The sequence below is a fragment of the Paenibacillus baimaensis genome (assembly GCF_025567575.1).
In genome coordinates, this window is sequence record NZ_JAOQIO010000111.1 from 1 (window position 1) to 24023 (window position 24023).

Sequence of the window (24023 nt, forward strand, 5' to 3'; positions counted from 1 at the left end):
ATTGTGCGTATCAAGCGGATGAAAGGCTGGCAGATGGAGCAAATGTTATCTGGCCGTCGCAAGCTGATGCAATTTAAGAAGTAATGCTAAAGAGCCATACTCCGATCGTGCGGAGAATGGCTCTTTTGTCTGCAGGTGGGACGAGCAGTTCAGCAAATTTAAAGGAGTGCGATGGTCAGCAGATTAAACAATACCAATGGCAATATCACATTGTTATATGCATATTGCTGCTGAGCAGCTGCCAGCGGATTAAAGAAACCGCGTACGTGGCCGGGTAGGGGGTTCAAATACAGATGTACATCGTCGATGTGAATGATATAGCCATCAAAGGTTGTACCATGAGTGGTTTGTACACGTACCGGTCGATGCATGTGCTCCTTGCATATACCATGAATATGCTGCTTCATGTGGTGAAGCTTTTCGACCATAGCGGGGTCCATTTGGTAAACAGCTTCGCCAGATGGATTGGAATTGACAACAGGTTGGTTATACATCGATAAGGCACCTCCAAAATAAGTATGCGTTATCCTATGCATGAGCCCAGATATTGGTTCGTGAAGGGCTTTTTTTTATGCTGAAGAGCGTTTATAATGAGTCATACAGATTAATACAGAGATTTAGAGATTGGTGGTACAGTTATGGACTATACAGCGCAGGAAACGGCTACCAAGCACGAGCAAATATTAAAGTATATTGAGAACCTGAAGATCGGTTCAAAAATTTCGGTTCGCAAAATTGCCGAGAAACTTGCAGTCAGTGAAGGTACGGCCTATAGAGCTATCAAAGAAGCAGATAATTTGGGGCTCGTCAGCACCAAGGAGCGGGTTGGCACGGTTCGCGTGGAAAAAAAGCTGCGTGATAATATCGACAAGCTGACTTTTGCCGAGGTTGTTAATATTGTAGACGGTGAGGTACTGGGCGGACTCGGTGGTTTGCAAAAAACGTTGTATAAGTTCGTGATCGGGGCGATGCAGCAGGATGCGATGATGCGCTATATTGATCCGGGCAGTCTGCTCATCGTAGGTAACCGTAGTAAAGCTCACATATGTGCATTGGAGCAAGGGGCCGGTGTGCTGATTACAGGGGGGTTCGGTACGGGTGAAGAGGTAAAAAGGCTCGCCAACCAGCTGGAGCTTCCAATTATTTCAAGCAGCTATGACACGTTCACGGTAGCTTCCATGATCAATCGGGCCATTTATGATCGGCTTATCAAGAAGAAGATTTTGCTGATTGAGGACATCGTGCCTCCTTCCATGGAAGTCGTTGTATTGAAGAGCCACCATACGCTCAAGGATTGGCAGCGACTTAATGAACAGGCCGGACATAGCCGGTTTCCGGTAGTGGATGAATGGAATCGGGTCATAGGGATGATTACATCGAAGGATTTGATTGGTGCAGAGCCGGAGCAAACGATGGATAAGCTGATGACGCGCAATCCGTTGACCGCCGCGCCAAATACTTCCGTAGCAACCGCCGCGCATATGATGGTTTGGGAAGGGATAGACCTGCTCCCGATCATTGATACGAATCGTAAGATTATGGCTGTCATTAGCCGTAAAGACGTATTAAAAGCGATGCAGCACATTCAACGGCAGCCGCAGAATGGGGAAACCTTCGAGGATTTGATCTGGTCTGGCTTTGCAGAGGAACGCAACAAAGAAGGATACCCCATATTCCGTGGGGCCATTACCCCCCAGATGACGAACCAGCTTGGCACCGTATCTGAAGGTGTACTGACCATACTGATGAAGCAGGCTGCGTACCATATTGTGCAGGATATCAAAAAAGGCGATCTCGTTATGGACAACATGTCCTCTTATTTCGTTAAGCCTGTGCAAATTGACAGTGAGATCGAGATTCTTCCAAGAATCATTGAGGTGAGTCGTAAATTCGGTAAAATTGATGTCGCCATCTACCATGCGAATACGCAAACACTGGTCGCCAAAGCGATGCTCACTGCACAGTTTATTGATCAGGTCTAGAAGTCCGGTGAAGAACGAGCGCAGCGGCCAAATGATCCTGGAGAAGCGTAAGCGTTCGCCTTTGAAATCGTGAATAAACCGCTTAATCTCATCCAATTTCACGATTTCAACAGCGATCGGAAGGATATTTGGCCGCGCAGCGAGACTTATTCACCGGACTTCTAGAAAGCCTTATTATTGACGGGTAAAGTGGGCATGATTGCGCAGTCCTGAGAACAGGTTAAAAACACCTAGCAGGAAGCAGATGGTACCGAATACGCGGCGGATATTGGAATCCGTGAAAAAAAACAGCTGGCTGACGGCAATCAGGACGAGCATAATCCCCATCATGATGTTCATTCGTGAGCTATAGATGCCTCGCAGCTTGGGATCGATATGCTTACGGGAGCGGAAGCTGTAGTAGACAGAACAAGCCAAAGTAACGAGAATAAGCGCGAACAAAATGGTCTGAACGGTTTGCATGAATGACGCACATCCTTTATTCTAATCGTTGGTGCTAGAGAGTGAATCTCGCGTTAGTCCGGAAGTCTCTTGGCAATATTACTAATGTAACGATTTTTGTGGGTAAAAGCAACGATATGCTTGTGCTCATCGGTTACCCTGGAGCTTTGTGGTTGGCTGAGAGTATCATGTTCATTTCGTCATCTTTGAATTAAGTTAATTATGGAGGCTCAAGTGAATATACTTCTTATCTATTTGATAGTGATGAATATATGGGGCTTTATCAGAATGGGTCAGGACAAGCGGTACGCCAAAAAATCCCGTCAGCGGGTTCCTGAGAAGCAGCTATTCCTCATTGCCTTACTCGGTGGAGCGGTTGGGGGCTGGATAGGAATGCGGGTATGGCATCATAAAACCAAACACAGGTCATTCACGATAGGCATCCCACTGTTGATTATTTTTAACGCGGCAGTTGTTTATCTGATGATCAGGTTTTTAAAATAGAATTCGATTTTATGGAGGCACAATAATAGTGGAGCGTTACCCTTTTAACTATGATCCAAGACAATCCTTTACCCAGCAGGCTGGCGATTGGATAGCTGATGTATTTTATGATATCCTGCCGGAATCCGGCTTCGAGGTTCGTGATGAACAGATTTATATGGCTTTTCAGCTGGAAAGAGCGTTTGCTGAAAAACAGACCATATTTGCTGAGGCCGGGGTGGGAACAGGAAAGACTTTAGTGTATCTGCTGTACACGATTTGTTATGCGCGTTATATGCGCAAGCCGGCCATCATTGCCTGTGCCGATGAGTCATTGATCGAGCAGCTCGTTAAGCCGGAGGGGGATATTGCGAAGCTGGCTCAGCACCTGGGTCTGGCGATCGATGCCCGACTGGGCAAATCACCGGATAAATATGTATGTCTGGTGAAGCTGGAGGAGGCACGTATGAGGGCGGCGGATGCCGATCTGTTTCAGGATCTGTATGAGAGCCTGCCTGAATTTGTCCACAGCTACAAGCCGATGCAGTCGTTTCATGCCTATGGAGATCGTAAGCATTATCCGCATATGAATGATGAGCAATGGGAACAAATCAACTGGGATACGTTCCAGGATTGTTTTACCTGTGAGAAGCGGCATCGCTGCGGCCAGACGCTGTCAAGGGATCATTACCGCAAGTCGGGGGATCTGATTATTTGCTCGCATGATTTTTATATGGAGCATATATGGACATACGAAGGACGCAAACGGGAAGGCCAACTGCCGCTGCTGCCAGATCATTGTGCGGTTGTTTTTGATGAAGGGCATTTATTGGAATCTGCCGGACAGAAGGCTTTGACCTTTAAATTAAAACATGTCGTATTTGAAGCGTTGATCGTTCGCCTATTGGAGGGTGAAGTGCGCGAGACGCTGGCTGTACTCATAGATGAAGCGATTGTCCAAAGTGAAACGCTGTTTGATGTGCTGGGACGTCAGAGCAAGGCGATACCGGGTACGGATCGGAAGCAGGTTATATTGAATGACAAGCTGATTCGAGAGGTGCAGCGCTTCCGTAGTGTCCTTACGGCTATAGAGGAAGAGCTGGTGTTTGAGAGCGAGCTGTATACGTTGAATGACTACCAGCTGCGTATTGTGGAGGAGCATCTGGAAATGATGCAAAAGGCACTGATTTTATTTGAGCAATCCGACAGCTTAATTTGTTGGGTAACGGAAAGTGAGGATGGGCTTACTTTGGCGATTATGCCGAGAACCGTGAAGGAAGTGCTGCGGGAGCAGGTATTCAACTCGTCCAGTATGCCTATCGTGTTTTCGTCAGCGACTTTATCTGTTGAGGGCTCCTTTGAATATGTGGCAGATAGTCTTGGGATTGAGCAATACACGTCCTTTTCCGTGGCTTCTCCTTATGATTATGCACAGCAAATGGAAGTGATCATGCCGAAGTGGTTAGAGGGAGGCAGCTTTACTGAAAAGATGCGGGCAGCATCCAGCCTGCTGGAGCGGACGCAAGGAAGAGCACTGCTATTGTTTCCAACTAAAGACGATTTACAGCAGTTCAAAAGAGAGATTGGACATTATCCGGCCTGTACCGATTTGCGTCTCCTGTTCGAGGGTGACCAGGAAATCAGCCATCTGATTTCAGAATTTCAGCGTGATGAGCAGAGTGTATTATGCGCGGTTACACTGTGGGAAGGACTTGATGTACCAGGCCCATCACTCTCCAATGTGATCATCTGGTCGCTGCCGTTTCCTCCGCAGGACCCTGTTTTTATGGCGAAACGCAAAGCAGCCGTGAATCCTTTTGAAGAGGTGGATCTGCCCTATATGCTGCTGCGCCTGAGACAAGGAATCGGACGGTTAATACGTACCCGCGGCGACAGCGGCATTATAGCTATACTCAGTGAGGACAGCAAGGAACAGAGCTTGATACGGGGGCATATTGAGGCGATCCTGCCTGCCGGGGTTCAGATCAAGAATTCATATGAGCTTGTTTGAAATCAGGTTCAGGTAGCTTTAGTAAATCCTTCTTCAAGACAGTACTGCGCTGCTTCTTCGTAGGTTTCAAACGCGGATTCAAGATTGACTCCAGCATACACATACCATAATTCATCTTCAAAGGTTACCACAAGGGACTGATTATCAGGACCTTCCCAACGCTCCTTTTGCGTGCTTTCAGTACGCGGGGGCGTTTTTTGGGTTGAAGTATCCGTCAAGGAAAGGATCGATTCGGCAACAAGAGAACGAAGCGCATCCGCCTCATAGTCACGAATATTGACAAATCCTTTGTCATCGGTAGAATAGCCTCGCAGCCGGCCCGCATAAATAAATCCGTTACCGTTCGGGTGCAGGTGGTAGGCTACGTTCTTTTTATCGTACGCGCTTTGCTCATAGCTGAAATTAACGCGGCCAAGCGATACATCGCTGCGTGTAAGCTCAGGGAAAGACTCCATAATCGCAAGCTTTTGTTCAAAGGTAAGCATGAAATACCCTCCATTTATCATTTTATCGTGCTAGTGATTATAACACACACTTCAGGCCGTACCAAGCTCATGATAAGGAATAGAAAACAAAGCATCCCTGCGATAGGGATGCTTTGTTTGGTTAGGGGAGGGGGGAGACACCCAGCTGACGATGGCACGAGTTGCTTTAGCGCTGCAGAACCTACATTCGTAGGTGTAAGATTTCATTTAATTCCTGTATAAAGGCTGAATTTTCTACTTCCTTTCCCACCGAAACCCGAATATGGCCTGGAAGATTCCATATTCCCCCGAAACGAACAATAATTCCTTTACTTAACAATTGCTCATAAATAAATTTGGCATGCGTGCCCAGATCAACCAACACAAAGTTGCTCATGCTTTCAACAAACGGTAGCTGGAGTTCCCGAAATGAACGGTAGAGCTGTTCTTTGCCTTCTGAGTTCACTTGTAAAGACAGGCGTAAGTGCCAGTATCGTGAAGAGCAGCCGAAGCCGCGGCTTGAGCTAATGCATTGACATTAAAAGGTTCCTTCACCTTAAGAATCTGCTGAATAATGGATTCTGGAGCCGCCCCATAACCGACTCGTAATCCTGCCAAACCGTATATTTTTGAAAACGTCTGAAGTACGACAATCGGATATCCGGCGCGGACAAATTCCAGCCCGTTTGTGTAGTCGGCAGCTGTAGCGTATTGACTGTAAGCCGCATCAAACAGCACCAGGATATGTTTAGGCAGCACGTCCAGCAAATGATGCAAGACAGATTGTGATAGATAGGTGCCGGTCGGGTTGTTAGATGAACAAATGCAGAGCAACTTGGTTCGCTCCGTAACCGCGTTTACGATGGCATCAATATCGAAGGTATACGACTCCCCAAGCGGGACATTAACGACGTTTGCTCCCATCAGAAGTGCCCCGAATTCATATTCGCTGAACGATGGAGCAGGGACAATGATTTCATCGCCAGGCTCCAGAAAAGCCTCGGAGACAAGCGTTATTAACTCATCGCCTCCATTACTGATAATCAATTGTTGCGGTTTCATGTCGAGTTTCTCGGCAATAGCTTGCCGTAAGTTCGTTGTGCTTGAATCTGGATAGCGATGAATGTCCGGTAAAGAACACATAATGGCCTCCAAAGCTTTGGGAGAAGGTCCCAACGGATTTTCGTTTGAAGCTAGTTTGATGATCCTGGATATCCCCAGCTCACTCTGAAGCTCCCAGATAGGCTTTCCTGGTGTATAGGGACTAATGTTTTGTATGGCCTTTCTCGCTCGGACTTCATTGTTTCCAGACATAATAAATCTCCTTTTCATATAAATTTCAGGCGGTGACTGCTCCTTTTAATGTAAAACTTCCTCTAAGTAAAGTAACCATCCAATCGGTTTTATTTCTCCCGATCCAGTTTATAGGTTCATTTGTGTTGTCTAATGGCTGGCACGTAAAGAAAAGAAATGGATGGTTACGTTTCTACTCGCATCCTTTACGATCGGTTTGTACAAGCGGTTATCATAGAAGCTTGATTATGCAGGGGGTTGAATCAGATGAGCATACTGAACGTTTTGAAAAAGGAAAAAATAATGGCCATGATCAGAGGGCTGTCACCAGCCACAACTGACCAGACCCTGGATGCGTTGGCCAATGGAGGAATTCGGTTTATTGAAGTGACGACAAATACAGATGGGGCTTATGCGCTGGTCTCACGTTGGAGAACCGCATATAGCGACGATTTATACATCGGTATTGGAACTGTGCTCGATGTGAACATGGCCAAACAAGCGATTGACGCAGGAGCACAATTTCTAGTTTCCCCTAATATGGATGCAGAAGTGATTGCCTATGGAATCAGGCATCAGATCGATGTCTATCCGGGAGTAATGACACCAACAGAGATTGTGAAAGCGAGCAAGGCAGGAGCCAAAGCTGTAAAGGTGTTCCCAATGGGTTCACTGGGTGGCGCCTCTTATTTGAAAGAAATTCGCGCACCGCTAGATCAGATACCGATGATCGCTTCAGGAAGTGTCGGTTTACACAACATTCGTGAGGTCATTGCCGCGGGGGCGTGTGCTGTAGGCATGGGTGGACATTTGGTAAATAAACAGTGGATTGAGGCCGGGAATTATGCCGCAATGACGAAGCTGGCGAGTGAATGTGTCAGTTTGGTTAAAGAATAGACTGGTTTGGATGAGCTCTGAATACGAAGAGGATGTTTAAGTGAAAGGAAAGATCAGAATGAATCATCAGAAGACGCCTTTGTTTACAGCATTGGTAGAGCACGCCGCAAGCGATCCACTACCGTTTCACATCCCGGGTCATAAAAAAGGGAAAGGGATGGACCCTGAATTCAGAGCTTTTATGGGGGATAATGCTTTATCGATTGATCTTATTAACATTATGCCGCTCGATGATCTTCATCAGCCAACAGGCGTGATTCGTGAAGCGGAACTGCTCGCGGCAGATGCATTTGGTGCAGATTATACACTGTTTTCCGTACAAGGCACTACCGGAGCTATCATGGCGATGATTATGTCGGTTTGTTCACCGGGCGATAAAATTATCATTCCCCGAAATGCACATAAGTCCATTTTATCCGCTGTTATTTTTGCAGGAGCAATCCCGGTATGGGTATATCCCGAAAGGGATAAGAAGCTTGGAATCGAGCATGGAGTTGTAAAGGAATCGATCCTGCAGGCGCTAAAGCTCAACCCGGATGTGAAAGCAGTACTCGTCATCAACCCGACATATTATGGAACAAGCATCGATTTATCCCAGATGGTCGAACTCGTGCACAGTCACGGCATCCCGGTTCTTGTTGATGAAGCACACGGTACACTCATCCACTTTCACGAAAGGCTGCCGATATCGGCTATGCAAGCGGGTGCGGATATGGCTGCAACGAGCGTGCATAAGCTCGGCGGTTCGCTGACCCAGAGCTCGATATTAAATGTGAAGGGCAATCGGGTAAGCATAGAGAGAATACGTACGGTAATGAGCATGCTGACGACGACCTCGACCTCCTACTTGCTGCTGGCTTCCCTTGATGCTGCCCGAAGGCAATTGGCTGTGAATGGACAAGTATTGGCTCAGAAAGCGATAGATTTAGCCCATTATGGCCGCAGCCGAATTAATGAAATTCCCGGATTGTACTGTTATGGAGATGATATCCTTCGTACTGACGGCGTGTTTCATTACGATTCTACAAAGCTTTGTATTCATCTGGGTCAACTAGGCATAACCGGATATGAAGCCGAACAGTGGCTGAGGGAGAAGCACAGGATAGAGGTCGAATTGAGCGATCTGACGAATATTTTGTGCCTCATTACGATGGGAGATACTGAGCGGGAAGTGAATCGCTTGCTGCAAGCATTGCGGCAGATGTCAGCGGGATTCCATCGTATTGCAGCGGTTCACTACATCGAAGCTGTCGATGTTCCTGCTGCCTCGAGCTTTGAATTATCGCCAAGAGATGCTTTCTATGCACGTACAGAAAAAGTATGTTTTCAGCAATCGTGTGATCGAATTATCGCTGAATTCATTTATGTTTACCCTCCCGGGATTCCAATTTTAATGCCGGGTCAGATGATAACTCAGGAAATTATTGATTACATCATGAGGCATTTGAATGCAGGCCTTCCGGTTAAAGGTCCGGAGGATTCAAGTATACAAGCAGTTAAGGTCGTTACCATCCCATAACAAGGGTCCTTACGAAAGGTTTCTTTATGGACAAAGCATGTCTTCTTTGTTTCATTTTCTTGAACATGGTCGGTTGGATATCTTGGCAAGCGGCTGGTGACACACCCAGTGTTCTCTTATAAAGTGAAACGTAATTCAAGTACGAAGGTTAGTTGATAGGAGCTGAGAAATATGAAATTACCCCATGTGCTTCGATGGTTGGCGTTGTTTTACTTGCTGACGCTTGTATTATTGACGACTACCGGATGCGCAGACAACATTATCGTGTTAGATCCCAAAGGACCGATTGCGGAGCAGCAAAGAGATTTAATGCTCATTTCAACCGTATTGTGTTGTTTGGTTATCGTGCCTGTTCTGTTTCTTACGGCATTCATTGTTTGGCGGTACCGTGACAGAAAAGGGAGCACAGCCAAATATACGCCAAATTGGGAGCACAGTACCCGGCTGGAGGTGATCTGGTGGGGTATTCCGATTGTGATTATAGGCGTGCTGGCGGTAATTACCGTGCAGGCTACCTATGCGCTGGAGCCTTCCAAGCCACTGGCGTCAGATGAAAAGCCGATAACCATTCAGGTGACCTCACTGGATTGGAAATGGCTGTTTCAATATCCGGAGCAGGGAATTGCGACAGTGAATGAAGTGAAATTCCCGAAGGGTGTGCCTGTCCGATTCGAGATCACAGCCGATTCTCCAATGAATTCCTTTTGGATTCCGCAGCTTGGCGGTCAGATGTACGCAATGTCCGGTATGGCTATGACCCTATATTTGCAAGCCTATGAGCAGGGGCATTATTGGGGATCTGGCGCCAATTTTACCGGAAAAGATTTTGCCAAGATGTATTTTAATGTGGAATCGACAACCCAGGCGGATTTTGAACAGTGGGTGAAAGGTGTTAAAGCGACCTCACCTGAGCTTACTCTGGACGATTACCAACAGTTAGCCAAACCGGCTGCATCGGATGTGAGGACATTTTCTGCTTTTCCTGAAGGCTTGTTTGAGATGACGGTCACGAAGTATGCTTCATTGCACAATCATGGCTTGTCATGGAAAGATATTCAAAAGATTCAGGTCAAAGAGTAACAGGCCCGGAATCGAAAAGTAAGGAGAGAGTTGCCCATGTGGGAGAAAATAATAAGCTTCGCTGCGGATTTCTTTGTTACGGGCGATCCGTTAATTTACGGGGCGGATGTCAGTATTGTTATTACTATTATAGCGGTGTTATTCGTGCTAACGTTTTTCAAAAAGTGGGGTTGGTTGTGGCGTGAATGGTTAACAACCGTCGATCATAAAAAAATCGGTATTATGTATATCATCTGTGCTTTTCTTATGCTGTTTCGTGGAGGCGTGGATGCGCTCCTGATGCGGACGCAGCTGGCTGTGCCGGAGTTTGGTTTCCTGGCACCGGATCACTACAATCAAATATTCACCACCCATGGCGTCATTATGATTTTGTTTATGGCGATGCCCTTTATGTTTGGCTTGTTTAATGTGATGGTTCCTTTACAAATCGGGGCGAGAGATGTGGCTTTTCCGTTTCTCAACTCGTTAAGCTTCTGGCTGTTTTTCTCGGGTGCGATGCTTTTCAATATGTCCTTTGTGATCGGAGGTTCACCGGATGCGGGCTGGCTTGCTTATCCGCCTTATTCGGGGCTTATGCATAACCCGGGTGTCGGACAGGATTTCTATATTTGGGGAATCCAGATATCGGGGATTGGCAGCTTGATGACCGGGATCAACTTCATCGTCACGATTCTGAAAATGCGTGCTCCCGGCATGAAGCTGATGAAAATGCCGATGTTCCCATGGTCCGTATTATCGAGCTGTATCGCGATTATTTTTTCTTTTCCGATTTTGACGGCAACATTGGCACTGCTATTTCTGGACCGTTATGCGGGTGCGCATTTTTTCACCTTGGACGGTGGCGGCAACCCCATGATGTACATTAATCTGATCTGGATGTGGGGACATCCTGAAGTGTATATTATCGTGCTCCCTGCCTTCGGCATTTTTTCGGAGATCGTCTCAACCTTTGCCAAGAAAAAGCTGTTCGGTTATAAATCGATGGTGTATGCCATGATGATTATTAGCATTCTGTCGTTTCTTGTGTGGGCGCATCATTTCTTTACGATGGGTTCGGGCGCAGATGTCAATGCCTTCTTTGCTCTGACGACGATGCTGATCGCGATTCCCACAGGTGCCAAAGTATTCAATTGGCTGTTTACGATGTTTCGAGGCAAGATTACGTTCGAAACACCGATGCTTTGGACGATCGGATTTATTCCCTGCTTTGTCACGGGCGGGCTGACAGGGGTGCTGCTGTCGGTAGCCCCGGCGGATTTTCAGTTTCACAACAGCTATTTTCTGGTAGCCCATTTTCATCATGTCATTATTGGCGGTGTGGTGTTCGGTTACTTTGCCGGTCTGTATTATTGGTGGCCCAAATTATTCGGCTTCAAGCTGAATGAGCGGATTGGTAAGTGGGCGTTCTGGTTCTGGAATATCGGCTTTTACCTGTGTTTTATGCCGCAATATGTGCTCGGTCTGATGGGTATGACCAGGCGGGTCGTTACCTACGGATGGGACAAGGGCTGGTGGGAAATGAATATGGTTTCCACTATTGGTGCTGGCTTGATGGGAATCGCATTCCTGTTTCAGGTATGGCAAATTGCCCATGGCGTCAAACACCGTGCAGCCAATCTCGACACAACGGGAGATCCATGGAACGGGCGCACACTGGAATGGTCTATCCCTTCTCCAGCGCCACATTATAACTTTGCGGTACTCCCGCAAGTCTCCGCGCAGGATGAGTGGTGGGAAGAAAAGCTGCGCAGGGAAAGCGGACCACCATCGCCTAAACCTGCGAAGCTGGAACCCATTCATATGCCTAAAAATTCCGCGATCCCGATTATTATGGCAGCCTTTTGGTTTATGACCGGTTTTGGCTTCGTATTTCATTGGCTTTGGTTCACAATACCAGGATTAGCGGGGGTAGCGATTTGTATGATTGTCCATTCCTTTAATTATGATACCGATTATTATGTCCCGGTGGATGAAATCGAACGCACGGAAGCTGCAATAAGGAAGGTGACAAGCTAATGGCTGCATCCAATTTGTCAGGGCATGCTTATCAACCTGAGTCACATGCAGAGCATCACAATCATCCGGATCTGGAGGAGATGCGTACATTCGGATTCTGGATCTACCTGATGACTGATGTTATGATATTCGGCACTTTTTTTGCCACCTATATCGTTCTTCGCGGCAATACCAACGGCGGGCCAGGACCGGCTGAGTTGTTCGAGCTGGGCGGGGTGATCGCCAGTACGTTCATATTACTTGCTAGCAGCTACACATGCGGATTGGCCTTATTAGCGATGCATAAAGGGAAACGACAAGCCTTGATCGGTTGGCTTGGTGTTACGGTAGCTCTAGGCGCAGTCTTCATCGGGCTGGAGGTCAGCGAATTTATTCATCTGGTCAATGAAGGCGCAACAATGGGCACAAGTGCTTTTTTATCCGCTTTTTATACACTGGTAGGTACCCATGGCCTGCACGTATTGATCGGACTGGTCTGGATGGTCGGACTGATGATTCAGCTATCGAGGCAGGGAATCACGCCAGTAACGAAGCGAAAAGTCAATGTGATCAGCTTGTTCTGGCACTTTCTTGACGTGGTATGGATTTTTGTATTCACAGTTGTTTATTTAATGGGGGTGAGCTAAATGGCACAGGTTGAAATGGCTCATTCGCAGGATGAATCACATGGATCGTTCAAATCGTATACGCTCGGATTTCTTTGTTCTCTTATCCTGACGGTAATTCCGATTGTCATTGTGATGAACGGCTGGCTGGAGGGGACGATGAACGCGGTTGTGCTGATGACGGCAGCCGTGCTGCAATTGTGCGTACAGCTGATTTTTTTCATGCATCTGCGTGATGAGAAGAAACCGCGTTATAACCTGATCTCGCTGATTCTCGGTCTGGTCATTCTTTTGGTAATCGTAGCAGGATCGATGTGGATCATGTTGTACAATATGGTGGCTTTATGAATAGAGCAAGTGAAGCTGCAGGTACATTCAAAGACTGGATTCAATTGACCAAGCCCCGCATTCTTCAGCTGAATCTGTTTGCCGCCTTTGGAGGTTATTGGCTGGCTTCCAAATGGTCGTTGGAATGGAGCCTATTGATATGGACGTTGCTTGGAACCGTCTTAACGATGGCGTCCTCGTGCGTGTTCAATAATATTTGGGATTATAAGCTGGACAGGAAGATGAATCGAACCCAAGAGCGGCCGCTTGCAGCCGGTCGACTGAAAATAAGAGGCGTACTGTTGTACGCCTTAACGCTTGGCATAACGGGTGAAGTGATCCTGTTCTGGAAAGTGAACGCGCTGTGCGGCTGGCTCGGTTTGGTCGGGATGTTCGTCTACATTGTCATTTACACGATATGGCTGAAGCGCAGCTCGACCTGGAGCACATCCATCGGCGGTGTGTCCGGTGCTATGCCGCCAGTGATCGGTTATTGTGCAAGTACAAATGAGATTGACGCAGGGGCTGTTCTCTTGTTTGCCTTATTGTTTTTGTGGCAGCCTGCTCACTTCTGGTCGCTCGCCATTCGGCGTGTGGAGGAATATAGAGCGGCAGGTTATCCACTGCTGCCTGTTCGCAAAGGAATACGACGTACCCAAGTACAAATGATCCCATACGTAGCGCTGCTGCTGCCGACAGTCCTCCTGTTGTATATGTATGATTATTCCGGTAGCCTCTTTCTGATTGTATCCTTGCTTGCGGGTATCGTCTGGTTCTGGCATACGCTGCGTGGAAGAACAACAATGAATATGGACCGATGGGCCAAAACCAATTTCCTGATATCGGTGAATTACTTGATGGTGGTGTTTGTCATGATGATAGTGGATACGACAGGCCGTCCTTTTTAACATAAACAGGGAGGGGATTTTAAATTGATACTGCCCAAAAAGGAACTGATCGTTGGGGATGAATAGAAGAAAAGGTTATTTAGTTTTTATGATGTTCTTCGTTGTTGTTGTTGTATCAACCGCATGTAATCAAGGAAATGACGCTTCGAATACAACTGTACCTGGTGAGGCTGGCGCAGTAGCGTTGTATAAAAAACAGTGTTTATCCTGCCACGCTGCTGACTTAAGCGGTAGGGTAGGTCCAAGCTTGCAGCATATTGGATCGAATATGACCAAGGAAGAGTTGTTGGGTATCATTCAAGGTGGTGCTGTAGGTATGCCTGCCTTTAACCACATATTAAATGGTGAAGAAATGGAAGCTTTAGCACAATGGCTCTCAATCCATCAATGAAGGGGGAGGCAGTTATGAAAAAAGTTATTTTAGTTGGTTGGTTAGGTTTGATCCTTATATTTACAGCCGCCTGCAGCAATGGCAAACCGAATCAACTCCATTATCAGGTGACACCCTTCAATTTCATCAATCAGGATGAAAAAACCGTCGCTTTATCTGATTTAAAAGGAAAGGTTTGGATTGCCGACTTTGTTTTTACCTATTGCACTACGGTATGCCCGACAATGACAGCTAACATGTCAAAGCTGCAAAAGCAATTGAAGGCAGCAGGTGTTGAGGCTCAAATCGTTTCTTTTTCAGTAGATCCGGAGCGGGACAAACCGGAGGCTTTAAAAAAATACTTATCTAAATTTGACGCTGATTTTTCCAATTGGCATGCGTTAACCGGATATGAGTTTGATGAAATCCAAACATTTGCCCTCAAGTCGTTTAAATCTATCGTAACCAGAGATGCATCCTCCAATCAAGTCATTCACGGAACCCTGTTTTATCTGGTCGACTCGTCAGGTACGGTAGTGGCCAAATATGATGGGAGCATGGACACACCCTACGATAAAATCATAAAGGATATCAAAGCGCTGCAACGATAGGCAATACGCGTGGAGAGCGAAAAAGGTCAGCATTAGGAGATGCTAACCTTTTTGTGTTATCCATTGCGCTTTTGAAAATCAATCATCAAATCCGCGAGCGCTTGGCATGCTTCATAGGGCACTGCATTGTAAGTTGACGCACGGAGATGTCCCACGCTGCGATGCCCCTCCAATCCAATAAAATGCTCGGCGTTCGCTTTCTGCAATAAGAGCTTCTCCAATTGTTCGTTATGGACTTTAAAAGTAATATTCATCAGTGACCGGCTGTTTGGTTTGACCATACCTGTGTAAAATCCGCCACTTTGATCGATAGCATCATAAATCAGCTTGGCTTTCTCCGTATTTCGTTTCTCCAAACCTGCCAAACCACCATGCTGCTTAATCCATTTCAAAACCAGATTGACCATATAAATCGAATAAACGGGTGGAGTATTAAACAGCGAATTGTGTTGGGTATACGTCTCATAGTTCAGCATCGCAGGTAAATGTGCAGGAATATTTCTAATGATTTCTTCTTGCAATATGACCACCGTGACTCCGGATGGACCGAGATTTTTTTGAGCTCCGGCATAGATCAAGGCGAATTGTGAGGCATCTATGGGACGTGACAGGATATCACTGGACATATCGGCTATCAAGGGAACATGATCCATATGCGGGAAGCTGTGGAACTGTGAGCCATTGATCGTTTCGTTTGAAGTAATATGCAGATAAGCAGCCTTCTGCGGGTTAACCTGTATGTCTGAAATGGATGGAATTTCCATATAGTTATTTACTTCTCCCGAAGCCGCTATGACCGTTTCCCCGAACTTTCGAGCTTCCTGGATCGCCTTGTCCGCCCAAGCCCCTGTCATCACATAGTTTCCAGTTTTGCCTGGTGAGAGAAAATTCATCGGAATCATTGAGAATTGCGTACTCGCTCCACCCTGCAGAAAAAGCACCTTATACCCTGCCGGAAGCTTAAGCAGTTCTTTAAAGAGCTGCTGTGCCTCATTATGGATTTCTTCATATTCTTTGGAACGATGCGAAATTTCCATAATGGACATGCCTATTCCCTTATAATCGATCATCTCCGCTTGTGCTTGCTCTAATACCTCTATAGGTAGTGCAGCAGGACCTGCATAAAAATTGTATGGACGTATTCGCATACTCATCGTCACCTTCTATAATTATATATTTTATGGGGTTAACTATAGAGGATGTGCATGGCTAAGTAACCTTCCAATCTCCCACTTTTTTAGCCATCCAGTTCCTGTGAGTCGAGTGAATGGTTTATTTCAGTACTTATTCACCCTGGCTTCCTGAAGAGCCGCTGAAAATTTCGATATTCCTGGACCGATTTCATCAGCTCGCGCTCTCGCATAAGTGAATCGTACATAACCTGATTCGGAACCATAGACGCTTCCAGGGACAAAGATAACCCCCCTTCGAATGGCTTCTTCCAACAGCTTGTTATCATTTACCTCGGGTATAATTTTGCACCAAAGATGCAAGCCTCCTTGTGGGACTGTGAAGCTGACGAGCTCGTGTAATTCCTTATGCAGTGCTTCAATCAACAAATCCCGTTTATACAGCAGATGCATGCGCAAACGCTCCAAATGAGGAACGAAATAAGCCGATTTCAAAAACTGCGCAGCCACCCTTTGTGGGATTACACTAAGTCCAAAATCCATCTGCTGCCTGGCATCGGCCAACCGCTCGACGACGGAATGGGGAGCAACCATCCATCCAATACGCAATCCTGAAGCGGCTATTTTGGAAAATGAACCGATGTAGAGAACGGATCCGATGGGATCAATCGATTTGAGCGGCTTTGGAGGTACCCCGTCATAGGCAGTCAGGCTAAAGGGATCATCTTCTACAATGGGGAGACCCAGCTCGCTCGCCACATCGAGCAGTTCCTTACGGCGTTCAGCATCAAGAACAGCGCCGGTTGGGTTTTGAAAATTCGGATTAATAAACACCATCTTGATCCGATGCTTCTTGTAGAGTGAACGGATATCATCAGGTCGAACTCCTTTATCATCTACGGGAAGACGGAACAAGCGGAGACCGGCTGATTGAAACATAGGCAATGAATAGCAATAAGAAGGATCTTCTATGGCAACCGCATCTCCAGGAGACAGCAAGCACTGTGTAATTAAATACAAGGATTGCTGTGAACCCGATGTGATGAGAATGGACTCCTCTGTCGTTTGAATTCCCCGGTACTGCTTCAAGTACGCTACCAATGCTTGTCTGAGCGGAATGTACCCTTGCGGGTTGTCATAGCCCAAGTAGGAGGTATATTCATGTTCGCTCATGAGCAGATTGATCTCTTCGACAGGGGATAAGTCTCCTGCCAATTCGCCGCTGGCAAAATCAATCAAGGTTTGATTGTGCCCCAGAGCTTCACGGATACGTCGCAAAAAAGGCAAATTAGGCAAAAAGTTACCACCTTCTGCGTATCGATGCCAGTTAGGGGTATGTTTGGGCGTAGCTCCCCATTTATATTTACTTACTCGCGTTCCGCTTCCCGATCGGCTCTCAATAATCCCATGCGCCCGCAGCTCCGCGTAGGCCTGGATCACGGTACTGCGGTTCACTCCCAACTGCTCCGCTAATTTTCGTTCGGAAGGAAGCAAGCTTCCAGCTGGAAACTCGCCATAAGAGATTCTCCGTTCGAGATCATCAGCAATTTGTTGAAATAAAGTTTGGTCGCTTAAACGATCAGGTTTCCACATGAACTAGACCTCCCCAGGTATCTTTTTGTATATAGGATGAATGAATACTGTGTTTTTTATCATACCATTTGTAAGGATACAGTAAGCTTCATTTTTTCATCATAAAATGACAAATGTCTATCAATCTGTTGAACTTGGATGTTGCATGCAATAGGTTATCAAGTGCAATGGATGGTTATAAATTCATGAACTTTGGATGGTTTCCTTTAAGTCCTTTTCTTTTATCATAGTTATCAAGTCGGAATTCATTGTTAAACTGCATCATACAGAAGGGAGTATTCAGAATGGCTAGAGGTTTGGATGGAAAACGGATTGTTATCACCGGTTCCCGTAAATTAAATGAACTGAGTGCAATTATTGAAAAACATGACGGTATTCCCGTTATTCGTCCACAACAAGGGACCTTGCTCCTTGCTGAAAATGAAGTGGAGCGTGACCTGCTTAATCTGGTGGAGAGTGGAACCGACTGGATGATTTTCACAACGGGAACCGGACTTGAAGCTTTACTTCAGCAGGCAGAACGAATCGGTGTGACGCAAAGCCTTCTCACAGTTGTGAAACAGTCCAAAGTCGCAGCAAGAGGGTATAAAACATTTGCCATGCTGAAAAAAATCGGGATTAAGCCGATTGTCATTGATGATGATGGTACAACGCAAGGACTTATTCGAGAACTGCAATCCTATGCATTTGAAGGTCAAGGGGTAACCATTCAGCTGCATGGCGAGCCTATGCCGTTATTGGTAGCTTTTTTGAAAAATAAGGGAGCAGCAACCAGGACACTTTTGCCTTATAAACATATCGCTCCGGATGATAAGGTATCGCGTCAATTATGCCAGGAGATTATGGATGGCTCCGTCGATGCGGTCTGTTTTACGACAGCGGTTCAGGTTCGCTATTTGTATGATTTTTCCAAAAATAATGGTTATTATCTGAGGATTAATGAAAGCTTCAATACGAAGGTGCTCGCGACGGCAGTTGGAAGAGTGACGGCCGAAGCATTGAAGGAGGAGGGCGTGAGACGAATATTAACACCTGAAACCGAACGGATGGGTGCCATGATCGTTGAACTCTCCCATTACTATCAGAATCCATCTACAGACATCCAACAATGAAAGGAGTTAATAGAAATGGCACCAGATAAAGAGGATCACGTACGATACTTAACATCCATGAGTTCGATAGAGGTGGAGCCAGCGACTTCTTCAAGGAGTTCGCAGAGGATAATGGGAAGTTCTTTGAAGGTTCCGGCAAATCCACCGAAAGTAACTCCGCCAGGAGGACCGCCAAGCGAGGTCGAGCACATTAAACGGGGTAGTGAATATTTGCGCGGCACCATTTATGATGCATTGCGTGATCGTATTACAGGCTCTATTCCAGAGGATGATAACAGACTTCTTAAATTTCATGGAAGCTACATGCAAGATGACCGGGATCAGCGTAATGAGCGGGAAAAAAAGAAGCTTGAACCAGCCTATCAGTTCATGCTGCGTGTGCTTGCCCCCGGAGGTGTGGCCTCACCAGAACAATATTTGGTATTGGATAACCTTGCTCGTCTGTACGGAAACGATACTCTGCGTTTGACAACGCGGCAATCTTTTCAGCTCCACGGTATCGTGAAATGGAACCTGCAGGAAACCATACGGGAAGTTAATGATGCGTTGATGACAACACGTGCAGCTTGCGGGGATGTGAATCGTAATGTCATGTGCAATCCCAATCCGTATCAGTCTGATATTCATACTGAGGTATACGGTTGGACACGAGCGATCAGCAACCACTTGTCACCACGCACTCCTGCTTATCATGAAATCTGGATTAATGACGAGAAGGTGGTTGACAGCCTGCAGGGCAAATTGGTTGAGCCGATTTACGGGCCCGCTTACTTGCCGCGTAAGTTCAAGATCGGGATGGCCGTTCCGCCTTCTAATGATATTGATGTATTTTCGCAGGACTTGGGTTTTATCGCCATTATTGAAGATGGAGAGCTGAAGGGCTTTAATGTGGCCGTAGGTGGGGGAATGGGTATGACGCACAGTGATACGACTACGTACCCACAATTATCACAGGTAATTGGCTTCTGCCTTCCAGATCAGGTCATTGAGGTAGCGGAGAAAACCGTATTGATTCAGCGGGATTATGGCAATCGTTCGGTCCGCAAAAATGCCCGTTTTAAATATACAATCGACCGATACGGATATGACTGGTTTATTAGCCAGCTGCATGATCGGCTGGGATGGGAGTTAGATCGTGCGCGTCCTTATTATTTCGAGCATCACGGTGATCGTTACGGATGGGTGAAGGGAAGCAATAATCAGTGGCATCTGACACTGTTTATCATGAACGGGCGAATTAAGGATCAGGAGGGCTATCTTCTGATGACCGGCTTACGCGAAATCGCCAAAATTCATAAAGGTGACTTCCGCTTGACGGGAAATCAGAATCTCATCATCACAAATGTATCCAGTACAGATAAGGGAAAAGTGATGAGGCTGGTGGAAAAATACGGACTCAGTGATGGTTATCAGCAATCTGCTCTTCGTCGAAACGCGATGTCTTGTGTATCGCTGCCTACCTGCGGCCTGGCGATGGCCGAGGCTGAGCGTTATCTGCCCGCATTACTGGAGAAGATAGAGACGGTATTGGACGACGCAGGCTTACATGAGGAGGAAATCGTTATCAGGATGACTGGCTGCCCGAATGGCTGTGCACGGCCAGTGCTTGGTGAAATTGCCATGATTGGCAAATCTCCCGGCAAATACAATCTTTATATGGGTGCGGGGTTTGCGGGTGAGAGAATGAGCAAGCTTTATCGGGAAAGCCTGAATGAAGCGGAGATTCTGGGAGAGTTAACACCTATCATCCACAGATATGCCAATGAACGAAATCCGGGCGAGCATTTCGGTGATTTTGTCATTCGAACCGGTTATGTTAGAGAAGTCCGTTCTGGACTGGATTTCCATGATTGAATTGAAACGAATATGGTTGTGGCTTGCTATGGATGCTGTTATTGTAAATTATAGAAAGTGAAATGGAGCGTGGACAAATGATTACTCATTTTGCAGGACTACAATTACATACAGTCTCCAAGCTTGCCGTGAAGCAGTTTTATCACGATCAACTGCAATTTCCCGTTGTGTTCGAATCGGAAACGGCCATTACTTTTCAACCGACCGCTGATTTCGCATTAACATTCACGGAAGCTTTTGAGCCAATAGCCCCTGCCCATATTGCATTTGAGGTACCTTATTCTGAATTTGAGGCCAGTGCTGCCTTTGTCAGGAGTGCTGGAATTTCACCATTAAAATGGCCTGCAGGGCACGAAATAGATGTCTTTGAGACAGGTAGAAATATTTATTTCCGTGACGGCGACGGTAATTTATTAGAAATCATAACCCATTCCTATGTGAATGAAGGTGTGCTGGCTCCCTGCGGTCCCCTTAAAGTGATGTATCTCCGTGAAATTGGTTTTCCCGTTAATGATGTCATTGGGTTTCGAGAATGGCTGAAGGGCACCTTGCAATTAAAAACGATCAAGGAGCAAGACAACTTTAACTTTGTTATCGGGGGTACAGCGCATACGATTGTAACTTCAACCCAAAGGCGTTGGATTCCAATTGCTATGATCGCAATGCCACCTCGCATGGCCGTAAGCTTTGGGGTGTCGGATTCCAGATTTATTCAACAGGTTCGTACCTTGTTGGAGGAGCAGGGGATAGTCAGCCATACGAATGCAGGGCATGATGAGGAACTGAGCTTTAGCTTCAATGGATACAGGCTTCGTCTCGTTGTGACAGCATCTCCAGAGGAAACCGCTGCCTTGTTAAACTTGCCATTAGCAAGGAAATAGGTCGGCAGACTGGTAAATATAAGTTCGATGATGATCTCTCGTTTAGAAACCTTTCTCTTGAATGATGCGTCTTAGTTAATGACCAACAAAGTCGAGAGGAAGATGCTGATGAAATCGCATTTTTTTATAAAGATACCAATAAGGGTTGTGCTGCTGCTGTTACTGACTTTGTCCTGGCTCCCTCAGGACGCGCTAGCGGCGGACTCGAATTCGACAGGTATGAAGCTTCCCCAAGCACTCAACCTTAAGGATAAGGTTACTCCGGTTTACGATACCATCGATGGTGTGGAGCTTTATGAAGCAGCTCCGCAAAAGGTTCAAGTGACAGGAGCAGAGGACGGATGGGACCGGAAGCTGCTGAGCACGCATGACGAAGCCTGGTTTCGAATCCAGACGACTGACGGTGATCGTTGGGTTCATGTGCAAAGTCCGGAAATGGATGATAATGATTATCAGTATATAGCCCTTGCGGGAAGTGAACATCTGTATGATCAACGATCAGGAGGTGCTCGCAGCCTTGGAACCATTTCACCGCAGGTGGTGCGATCCATTTATTCGGATCAAGGCTATTACCGCATCCAGACCTGGATGGGCTACAAGTGGATTCATCCTGAGCAGCCGATATTCGACGATGTGAATGCAGAAGGCAGCAATAGCTCGGGGTGGTCAGCACAGTTAAGGACGATCACGCCGATTTTCAATGCACCGGATTTAGGCAGTGAGGTCGTGGGATGGCTGCAGCCGCAGTGGATACAAAGTAAAATAACGCTTTACAAGGAATGGTATTACATTGACACCTGGGAAGGAAAACGGTGGGTCCACACGAACACTGGCTACCCCAAGGATTTGCAAAAGAAAGATACCCGTGTGACGTTCAAGGCTACTGTGAATGTGTATGAGCATCCAGATCGAAGAGCTCGGGTGTTGGGCACACTGGCACCGCAGACGGTCGAAGCTTTCGAGCACGGCAGCGGCTGGCATCACATTCATAGCCAATGGCTTGGGGACGTGTGGATCTATCAAGCGGCACCCGACTATGATCCAGACACGTATTCACTCCCTGCCGCTATCGAACCAAAGCTCATCCCGGTGGATTGGACGATGGTTGAATCTGTCATTGGCACCAGACGGAGCAATTATCCATTTGATTTGACTGCCATCGTATCGAATGGCGAGAAAACTGATCCTGAAGCTGCCTTTACGTCCGATCAACCGGCCACGATTCACTTTAACGTAAAAAATGTAAGTCCAGATCAACTCACCCTGGACGCATCTACTTCTTTTGAAATCGAAATTGTACGTCAAAGCGAAAATGATGACGGTATGAAGCCGCAGCTCGTTTGGTCGGGAACGCTTGAGGCTCCGAAGGGGCTGTTTAACAGCGGGTCCAGCGCCGGTATCACCTTCAATTGGGATCAAAAGGATGCGGCTGGCAAGCAGGTACCCTTTGGGCTGTATAATGTGCAAATCAAGCTACCGATGACCATCAGCTACATGATTAACAACACGACAGCTATTCAGCAGCAGGAAGCGAGCTCAGCCATCCTGACCCACTTTCCAGTGCGTATCGGTGCTCCTTGAGTTCCAGATAGACTGTTAGAGTCCGCCGCCTCTTAACCAGGACTACGCTTGGCTTCCTTGGCGGTAACCCAAACCTTCAGCTCAGTTTGAAGCAGCAGCATGGTTGTAATGTTGACCGTGTAGTCCTTGTCCATAATCGCATGATAGGTTTTCTGAGCAATCAGTGACCGGTAGAGCTGGGGGGATTCGGCGATGCTGCTGATTTTTTGACCTTTAACAATATTCAGGTCATTGCGGATCCTGCGTTCCAGCTCTTGCTCGGTCAGTTTGTCGAAGGGCTGGTCTTCACCCGACTCGACAATCACGTCAAGGCGATTAATTCGATTTTGTTGGGTTTTGCTAATCCGATAGGAATTATTGTCCTGAATCAGCTGCTCGTTTTCCGCTCGCAGCTCACGATTTTCCAGGAGCGTGGCATTCAGGTGATGATGGTAAATACTCACAAATACAGCACAACCGATGATCGCTCCCGCCGCTAGCAAGCCAGCAGCCTGCAGCAGTCCGGTAAATTGTTCAAAAGGCGGCACCCTCAACTGCTGTTGCCTCCCTTGCAAATCCATTGGATCAGCGAGGTTCCGACCTGTGCCCCGATAAACGCGAACACAATATACAAAATTTGCTTAATGGCCGGGGATATATAGCCCTCGGTCAAATTGCTTTCAATGACTCGGATCGGATCGATGGTTCCGCCTACAGCAGCTACTACCGCCCAGATTTTGATTTGTTCCGAAATTAGCAGCATTCTCGTCGTTGGCGGTTCCATGATAAGGACGGCCCCGATCCCTCCGAGCAGCGTGCCTCCAAGCACAACTCCGAACGCAATAAACCAATCCATTGCACATTTGGTTAAAAAGCTTGTCATCGT

The 24023-nt window shown here is 46.8% G+C and carries 25 protein-coding genes; 16 read left to right on the top strand and 9 right to left on the bottom strand.

All coding sequences use genetic code 11. From position 1 onward, the window contains the following. Window positions 1-158: 158 nt before the first annotated feature. Window positions 159-494 (bottom strand): hypothetical protein, encoded by a 336-nt coding sequence (locus OB236_RS32870; protein WP_262687807.1) that lies wholly within the window; start codon window positions 492-494, stop codon window positions 159-161. Between the two features lie 144 nt (window positions 495-638). On the opposite strand from OB236_RS32870, the gene OB236_RS32875 reads away from it, so the two are divergent. Next, entirely contained in the window at window positions 639-1982 is a 1344-nt protein-coding gene (locus tag OB236_RS32875) for a DRTGG domain-containing protein (RefSeq protein ID WP_262687808.1), read from the top strand. A 174-nt stretch (window positions 1983-2156) separates the two neighbouring features. On the opposite strand, the gene OB236_RS32880 is transcribed toward OB236_RS32875, so the two are convergent. Beyond that, window positions 2157-2444, bottom strand: a complete 288-nt coding sequence (locus tag OB236_RS32880) for a YtpI family protein (RefSeq protein WP_076233148.1) — start codon at window positions 2442-2444, stop codon at window positions 2157-2159. A 213-nt stretch (window positions 2445-2657) separates the two neighbouring features. Between OB236_RS32880 and OB236_RS32885 the strand changes: the two genes are divergently transcribed. Both OB236_RS32885 and OB236_RS32890 read left to right on the top strand, forming a co-directional pair. After that, the gene (locus tag OB236_RS32885; protein ID WP_262687809.1) at window positions 2658-2927 is read left to right on the top strand and encodes a DUF1294 domain-containing protein; all 270 of its coding nucleotides are present in this window, start codon (window positions 2658-2660) and stop codon (window positions 2925-2927) included. Between the two features lie 28 nt (window positions 2928-2955). After that, a complete protein-coding gene (locus OB236_RS32890) occupies window positions 2956-4917 on the top strand; it encodes an ATP-dependent DNA helicase (protein WP_262687810.1) in 1962 nt (653 codons plus the stop codon). 8 nt (window positions 4918-4925) lie between these two features. Here OB236_RS32890 and OB236_RS32895 read toward each other — a convergent pair whose 3' ends face one another. The 3 genes from OB236_RS32895 to OB236_RS32900 all read right to left on the bottom strand — a co-directional run bounded on the left by OB236_RS32895 (window position 4926) and on the right by OB236_RS32900 (window position 6695). Beyond that, the gene (locus OB236_RS32895; protein WP_262687811.1) at window positions 4926-5402 is read right to left on the bottom strand and encodes a hypothetical protein; all 477 of its coding nucleotides are present in this window, start codon (window positions 5400-5402) and stop codon (window positions 4926-4928) included. A 181-nt stretch (window positions 5403-5583) separates the two neighbouring features. After that, the gene (locus OB236_RS39945; protein WP_332843798.1) at window positions 5584-5778 is read right to left on the bottom strand and encodes a hypothetical protein; all 195 of its coding nucleotides are present in this window, start codon (window positions 5776-5778) and stop codon (window positions 5584-5586) included. A gap of 65 nt (window positions 5779-5843) precedes the next feature. Beyond that, window positions 5844-6695 (bottom strand): pyridoxal phosphate-dependent aminotransferase, encoded by an 852-nt coding sequence (locus tag OB236_RS32900; RefSeq protein ID WP_262687812.1) that lies wholly within the window; start codon window positions 6693-6695, stop codon window positions 5844-5846. Between the two features lie 246 nt (window positions 6696-6941). On the opposite strand from OB236_RS32900, the gene OB236_RS32905 reads away from it, so the two are divergent. The 9 genes from OB236_RS32905 to OB236_RS32945 all read left to right on the top strand — a co-directional run bounded on the left by OB236_RS32905 (window position 6942) and on the right by OB236_RS32945 (window position 15007). Next, window positions 6942-7571 (top strand): bifunctional 4-hydroxy-2-oxoglutarate aldolase/2-dehydro-3-deoxy-phosphogluconate aldolase, encoded by a 630-nt coding sequence (locus tag OB236_RS32905; protein ID WP_262687814.1) that lies wholly within the window; start codon window positions 6942-6944, stop codon window positions 7569-7571. A gap of 58 nt (window positions 7572-7629) precedes the next feature. Further along, complete coding sequence (locus OB236_RS32910) at window positions 7630-9090, top strand: aminotransferase class I/II-fold pyridoxal phosphate-dependent enzyme (protein ID WP_262687815.1); 1461 nt, start codon at window positions 7630-7632, stop codon at window positions 9088-9090. Window positions 9091-9261: 171 nt separating this feature from the next. Next, entirely contained in the window at window positions 9262-10170 is a 909-nt protein-coding gene (gene cyoA / locus OB236_RS32915; protein WP_262687816.1) for a ubiquinol oxidase subunit II, read from the top strand. 36 nt (window positions 10171-10206) lie between these two features. After that, window positions 10207-12186 carry a cbb3-type cytochrome c oxidase subunit I gene (locus OB236_RS32920; RefSeq protein WP_262687817.1) on the top strand — a complete coding sequence of 660 codons (1980 nt, stop codon included), beginning with the start codon at window positions 10207-10209 and terminating at the stop codon, window positions 12184-12186. Then, complete coding sequence (gene cyoC, locus OB236_RS32925) at window positions 12186-12812, top strand: cytochrome o ubiquinol oxidase subunit III (protein WP_262687820.1); 627 nt, start codon at window positions 12186-12188, stop codon at window positions 12810-12812. Before OB236_RS32920 ends, cyoC begins: the two co-directional genes overlap by 1 nt. Continuing rightward, window positions 12813-13139, top strand: a complete 327-nt coding sequence (gene cyoD / locus OB236_RS32930; RefSeq protein WP_076233165.1) for a cytochrome o ubiquinol oxidase subunit IV — start codon at window positions 12813-12815, stop codon at window positions 13137-13139. Then, window positions 13136-14026, top strand: a complete 891-nt coding sequence (cyoE, locus tag OB236_RS32935; RefSeq protein ID WP_262687867.1) for a heme o synthase — start codon at window positions 13136-13138, stop codon at window positions 14024-14026. Before cyoD ends, cyoE begins: the two co-directional genes overlap by 4 nt. A gap of 58 nt (window positions 14027-14084) precedes the next feature. After that, window positions 14085-14417 carry a c-type cytochrome gene (locus OB236_RS32940; protein ID WP_262687821.1) on the top strand — a complete coding sequence of 111 codons (333 nt, stop codon included), beginning with the start codon at window positions 14085-14087 and terminating at the stop codon, window positions 14415-14417. Between the two features lie 14 nt (window positions 14418-14431). Beyond that, window positions 14432-15007, top strand: a complete 576-nt coding sequence (locus OB236_RS32945; protein WP_262687822.1) for an SCO family protein — start codon at window positions 14432-14434, stop codon at window positions 15005-15007. 56 nt (window positions 15008-15063) lie between these two features. Here OB236_RS32945 and serC read toward each other — a convergent pair whose 3' ends face one another. Both serC and pdxR read right to left on the bottom strand, forming a co-directional pair. Continuing rightward, the gene (gene serC, locus OB236_RS32950) at window positions 15064-16155 is read right to left on the bottom strand and encodes a 3-phosphoserine/phosphohydroxythreonine transaminase (protein ID WP_262687868.1); all 1092 of its coding nucleotides are present in this window, start codon (window positions 16153-16155) and stop codon (window positions 15064-15066) included. A gap of 129 nt (window positions 16156-16284) precedes the next feature. Next, window positions 16285-17730: a MocR-like pyridoxine biosynthesis transcription factor PdxR gene (pdxR, locus tag OB236_RS32955; RefSeq protein ID WP_262687823.1), complete on the bottom strand. Its 1446-nt coding sequence runs from the start codon at window positions 17728-17730 to the stop codon at window positions 16285-16287. A 284-nt stretch (window positions 17731-18014) separates the two neighbouring features. On the opposite strand from pdxR, the gene OB236_RS32960 reads away from it, so the two are divergent. The 4 genes from OB236_RS32960 (at window position 18015) to OB236_RS32975 (ending at window position 23158) form a co-directional block, all read left to right on the top strand. Beyond that, window positions 18015-18842: a uroporphyrinogen-III synthase gene (locus OB236_RS32960; protein WP_262687824.1), complete on the top strand. Its 828-nt coding sequence runs from the start codon at window positions 18015-18017 to the stop codon at window positions 18840-18842. A gap of 111 nt (window positions 18843-18953) precedes the next feature. Next, entirely contained in the window at window positions 18954-20696 is a 1743-nt protein-coding gene (cysI, locus tag OB236_RS32965) for an assimilatory sulfite reductase (NADPH) hemoprotein subunit (protein WP_262687825.1), read from the top strand. A gap of 77 nt (window positions 20697-20773) precedes the next feature. Continuing rightward, window positions 20774-21577, top strand: a complete 804-nt coding sequence (locus OB236_RS32970) for a VOC family protein (protein ID WP_262687826.1) — start codon at window positions 20774-20776, stop codon at window positions 21575-21577. 108 nt (window positions 21578-21685) lie between these two features. Continuing rightward, complete coding sequence (locus tag OB236_RS32975; protein WP_262687827.1) at window positions 21686-23158, top strand: flagellar hook assembly protein FlgD; 1473 nt, start codon at window positions 21686-21688, stop codon at window positions 23156-23158. Window positions 23159-23190: 32 nt separating this feature from the next. On the opposite strand, the gene OB236_RS32980 is transcribed toward OB236_RS32975, so the two are convergent. Continuing rightward, complete coding sequence (locus OB236_RS32980; RefSeq protein ID WP_262687869.1) at window positions 23191-23685, bottom strand: hypothetical protein; 495 nt, start codon at window positions 23683-23685, stop codon at window positions 23191-23193. A gap of 2 nt (window positions 23686-23687) precedes the next feature. Further along, window positions 23688-24020, bottom strand: coding sequence for a YtrH family sporulation protein (locus tag OB236_RS32985; protein WP_262687870.1), 333 nt, complete (start codon window positions 24018-24020; stop codon window positions 23688-23690). Window positions 24021-24023 lie beyond the last annotated feature (3 nt).

Coding starts and splice junctions, on each gene's coding strand:
- OB236_RS32870 (WP_262687807.1), bottom strand. CDS start 494: ATGTATAACCAACCTGTTGTCAATTCCAATCCATCTGGCGAAGCTGTT.
- OB236_RS32875 (WP_262687808.1), top strand. CDS start 639: ATGGACTATACAGCGCAGGAAACGGCTACCAAGCACGAGCAAATATTA.
- OB236_RS32880 (WP_076233148.1), bottom strand. CDS start 2,444: ATGCAAACCGTTCAGACCATTTTGTTCGCGCTTATTCTCGTTACTTTG.
- OB236_RS32895 (WP_262687811.1), bottom strand. CDS start 5,402: ATGCTTACCTTTGAACAAAAGCTTGCGATTATGGAGTCTTTCCCTGAG.
- OB236_RS39945 (WP_332843798.1), bottom strand. CDS start 5,778: ATGAGCAACTTTGTGTTGGTTGATCTGGGCACGCATGCCAAATTTATT.
- OB236_RS32900 (WP_262687812.1), bottom strand. CDS start 6,695: ATGTCTGGAAACAATGAAGTCCGAGCGAGAAAGGCCATACAAAACATT.
- OB236_RS32905 (WP_262687814.1), top strand. CDS start 6,942: ATGAGCATACTGAACGTTTTGAAAAAGGAAAAAATAATGGCCATGATC.
- OB236_RS32910 (WP_262687815.1), top strand. CDS start 7,630: ATGAATCATCAGAAGACGCCTTTGTTTACAGCATTGGTAGAGCACGCC.
- cyoA (WP_262687816.1), top strand. CDS start 9,262: ATGAAATTACCCCATGTGCTTCGATGGTTGGCGTTGTTTTACTTGCTG.
- OB236_RS32920 (WP_262687817.1), top strand. CDS start 10,207: ATGTGGGAGAAAATAATAAGCTTCGCTGCGGATTTCTTTGTTACGGGC.
- cyoC (WP_262687820.1), top strand. CDS start 12,186: ATGGCTGCATCCAATTTGTCAGGGCATGCTTATCAACCTGAGTCACAT.
- cyoD (WP_076233165.1), top strand. CDS start 12,813: ATGGCACAGGTTGAAATGGCTCATTCGCAGGATGAATCACATGGATCG.
- cyoE (WP_262687867.1), top strand. CDS start 13,136: ATGAATAGAGCAAGTGAAGCTGCAGGTACATTCAAAGACTGGATTCAA.
- OB236_RS32940 (WP_262687821.1), top strand. CDS start 14,085: ATGAATAGAAGAAAAGGTTATTTAGTTTTTATGATGTTCTTCGTTGTT.
- OB236_RS32945 (WP_262687822.1), top strand. CDS start 14,432: ATGAAAAAAGTTATTTTAGTTGGTTGGTTAGGTTTGATCCTTATATTT.
- serC (WP_262687868.1), bottom strand. CDS start 16,155: ATGCGAATACGTCCATACAATTTTTATGCAGGTCCTGCTGCACTACCT.
- pdxR (WP_262687823.1), bottom strand. CDS start 17,730: ATGTGGAAACCTGATCGTTTAAGCGACCAAACTTTATTTCAACAAATT.
- OB236_RS32960 (WP_262687824.1), top strand. CDS start 18,015: ATGGCTAGAGGTTTGGATGGAAAACGGATTGTTATCACCGGTTCCCGT.
- cysI (WP_262687825.1), top strand. CDS start 18,954: ATGGGAAGTTCTTTGAAGGTTCCGGCAAATCCACCGAAAGTAACTCCG.
- OB236_RS32970 (WP_262687826.1), top strand. CDS start 20,774: ATGATTACTCATTTTGCAGGACTACAATTACATACAGTCTCCAAGCTT.
- OB236_RS32975 (WP_262687827.1), top strand. CDS start 21,686: ATGAAATCGCATTTTTTTATAAAGATACCAATAAGGGTTGTGCTGCTG.
- OB236_RS32985 (WP_262687870.1), bottom strand. CDS start 24,020: ATGACAAGCTTTTTAACCAAATGTGCAATGGATTGGTTTATTGCGTTC.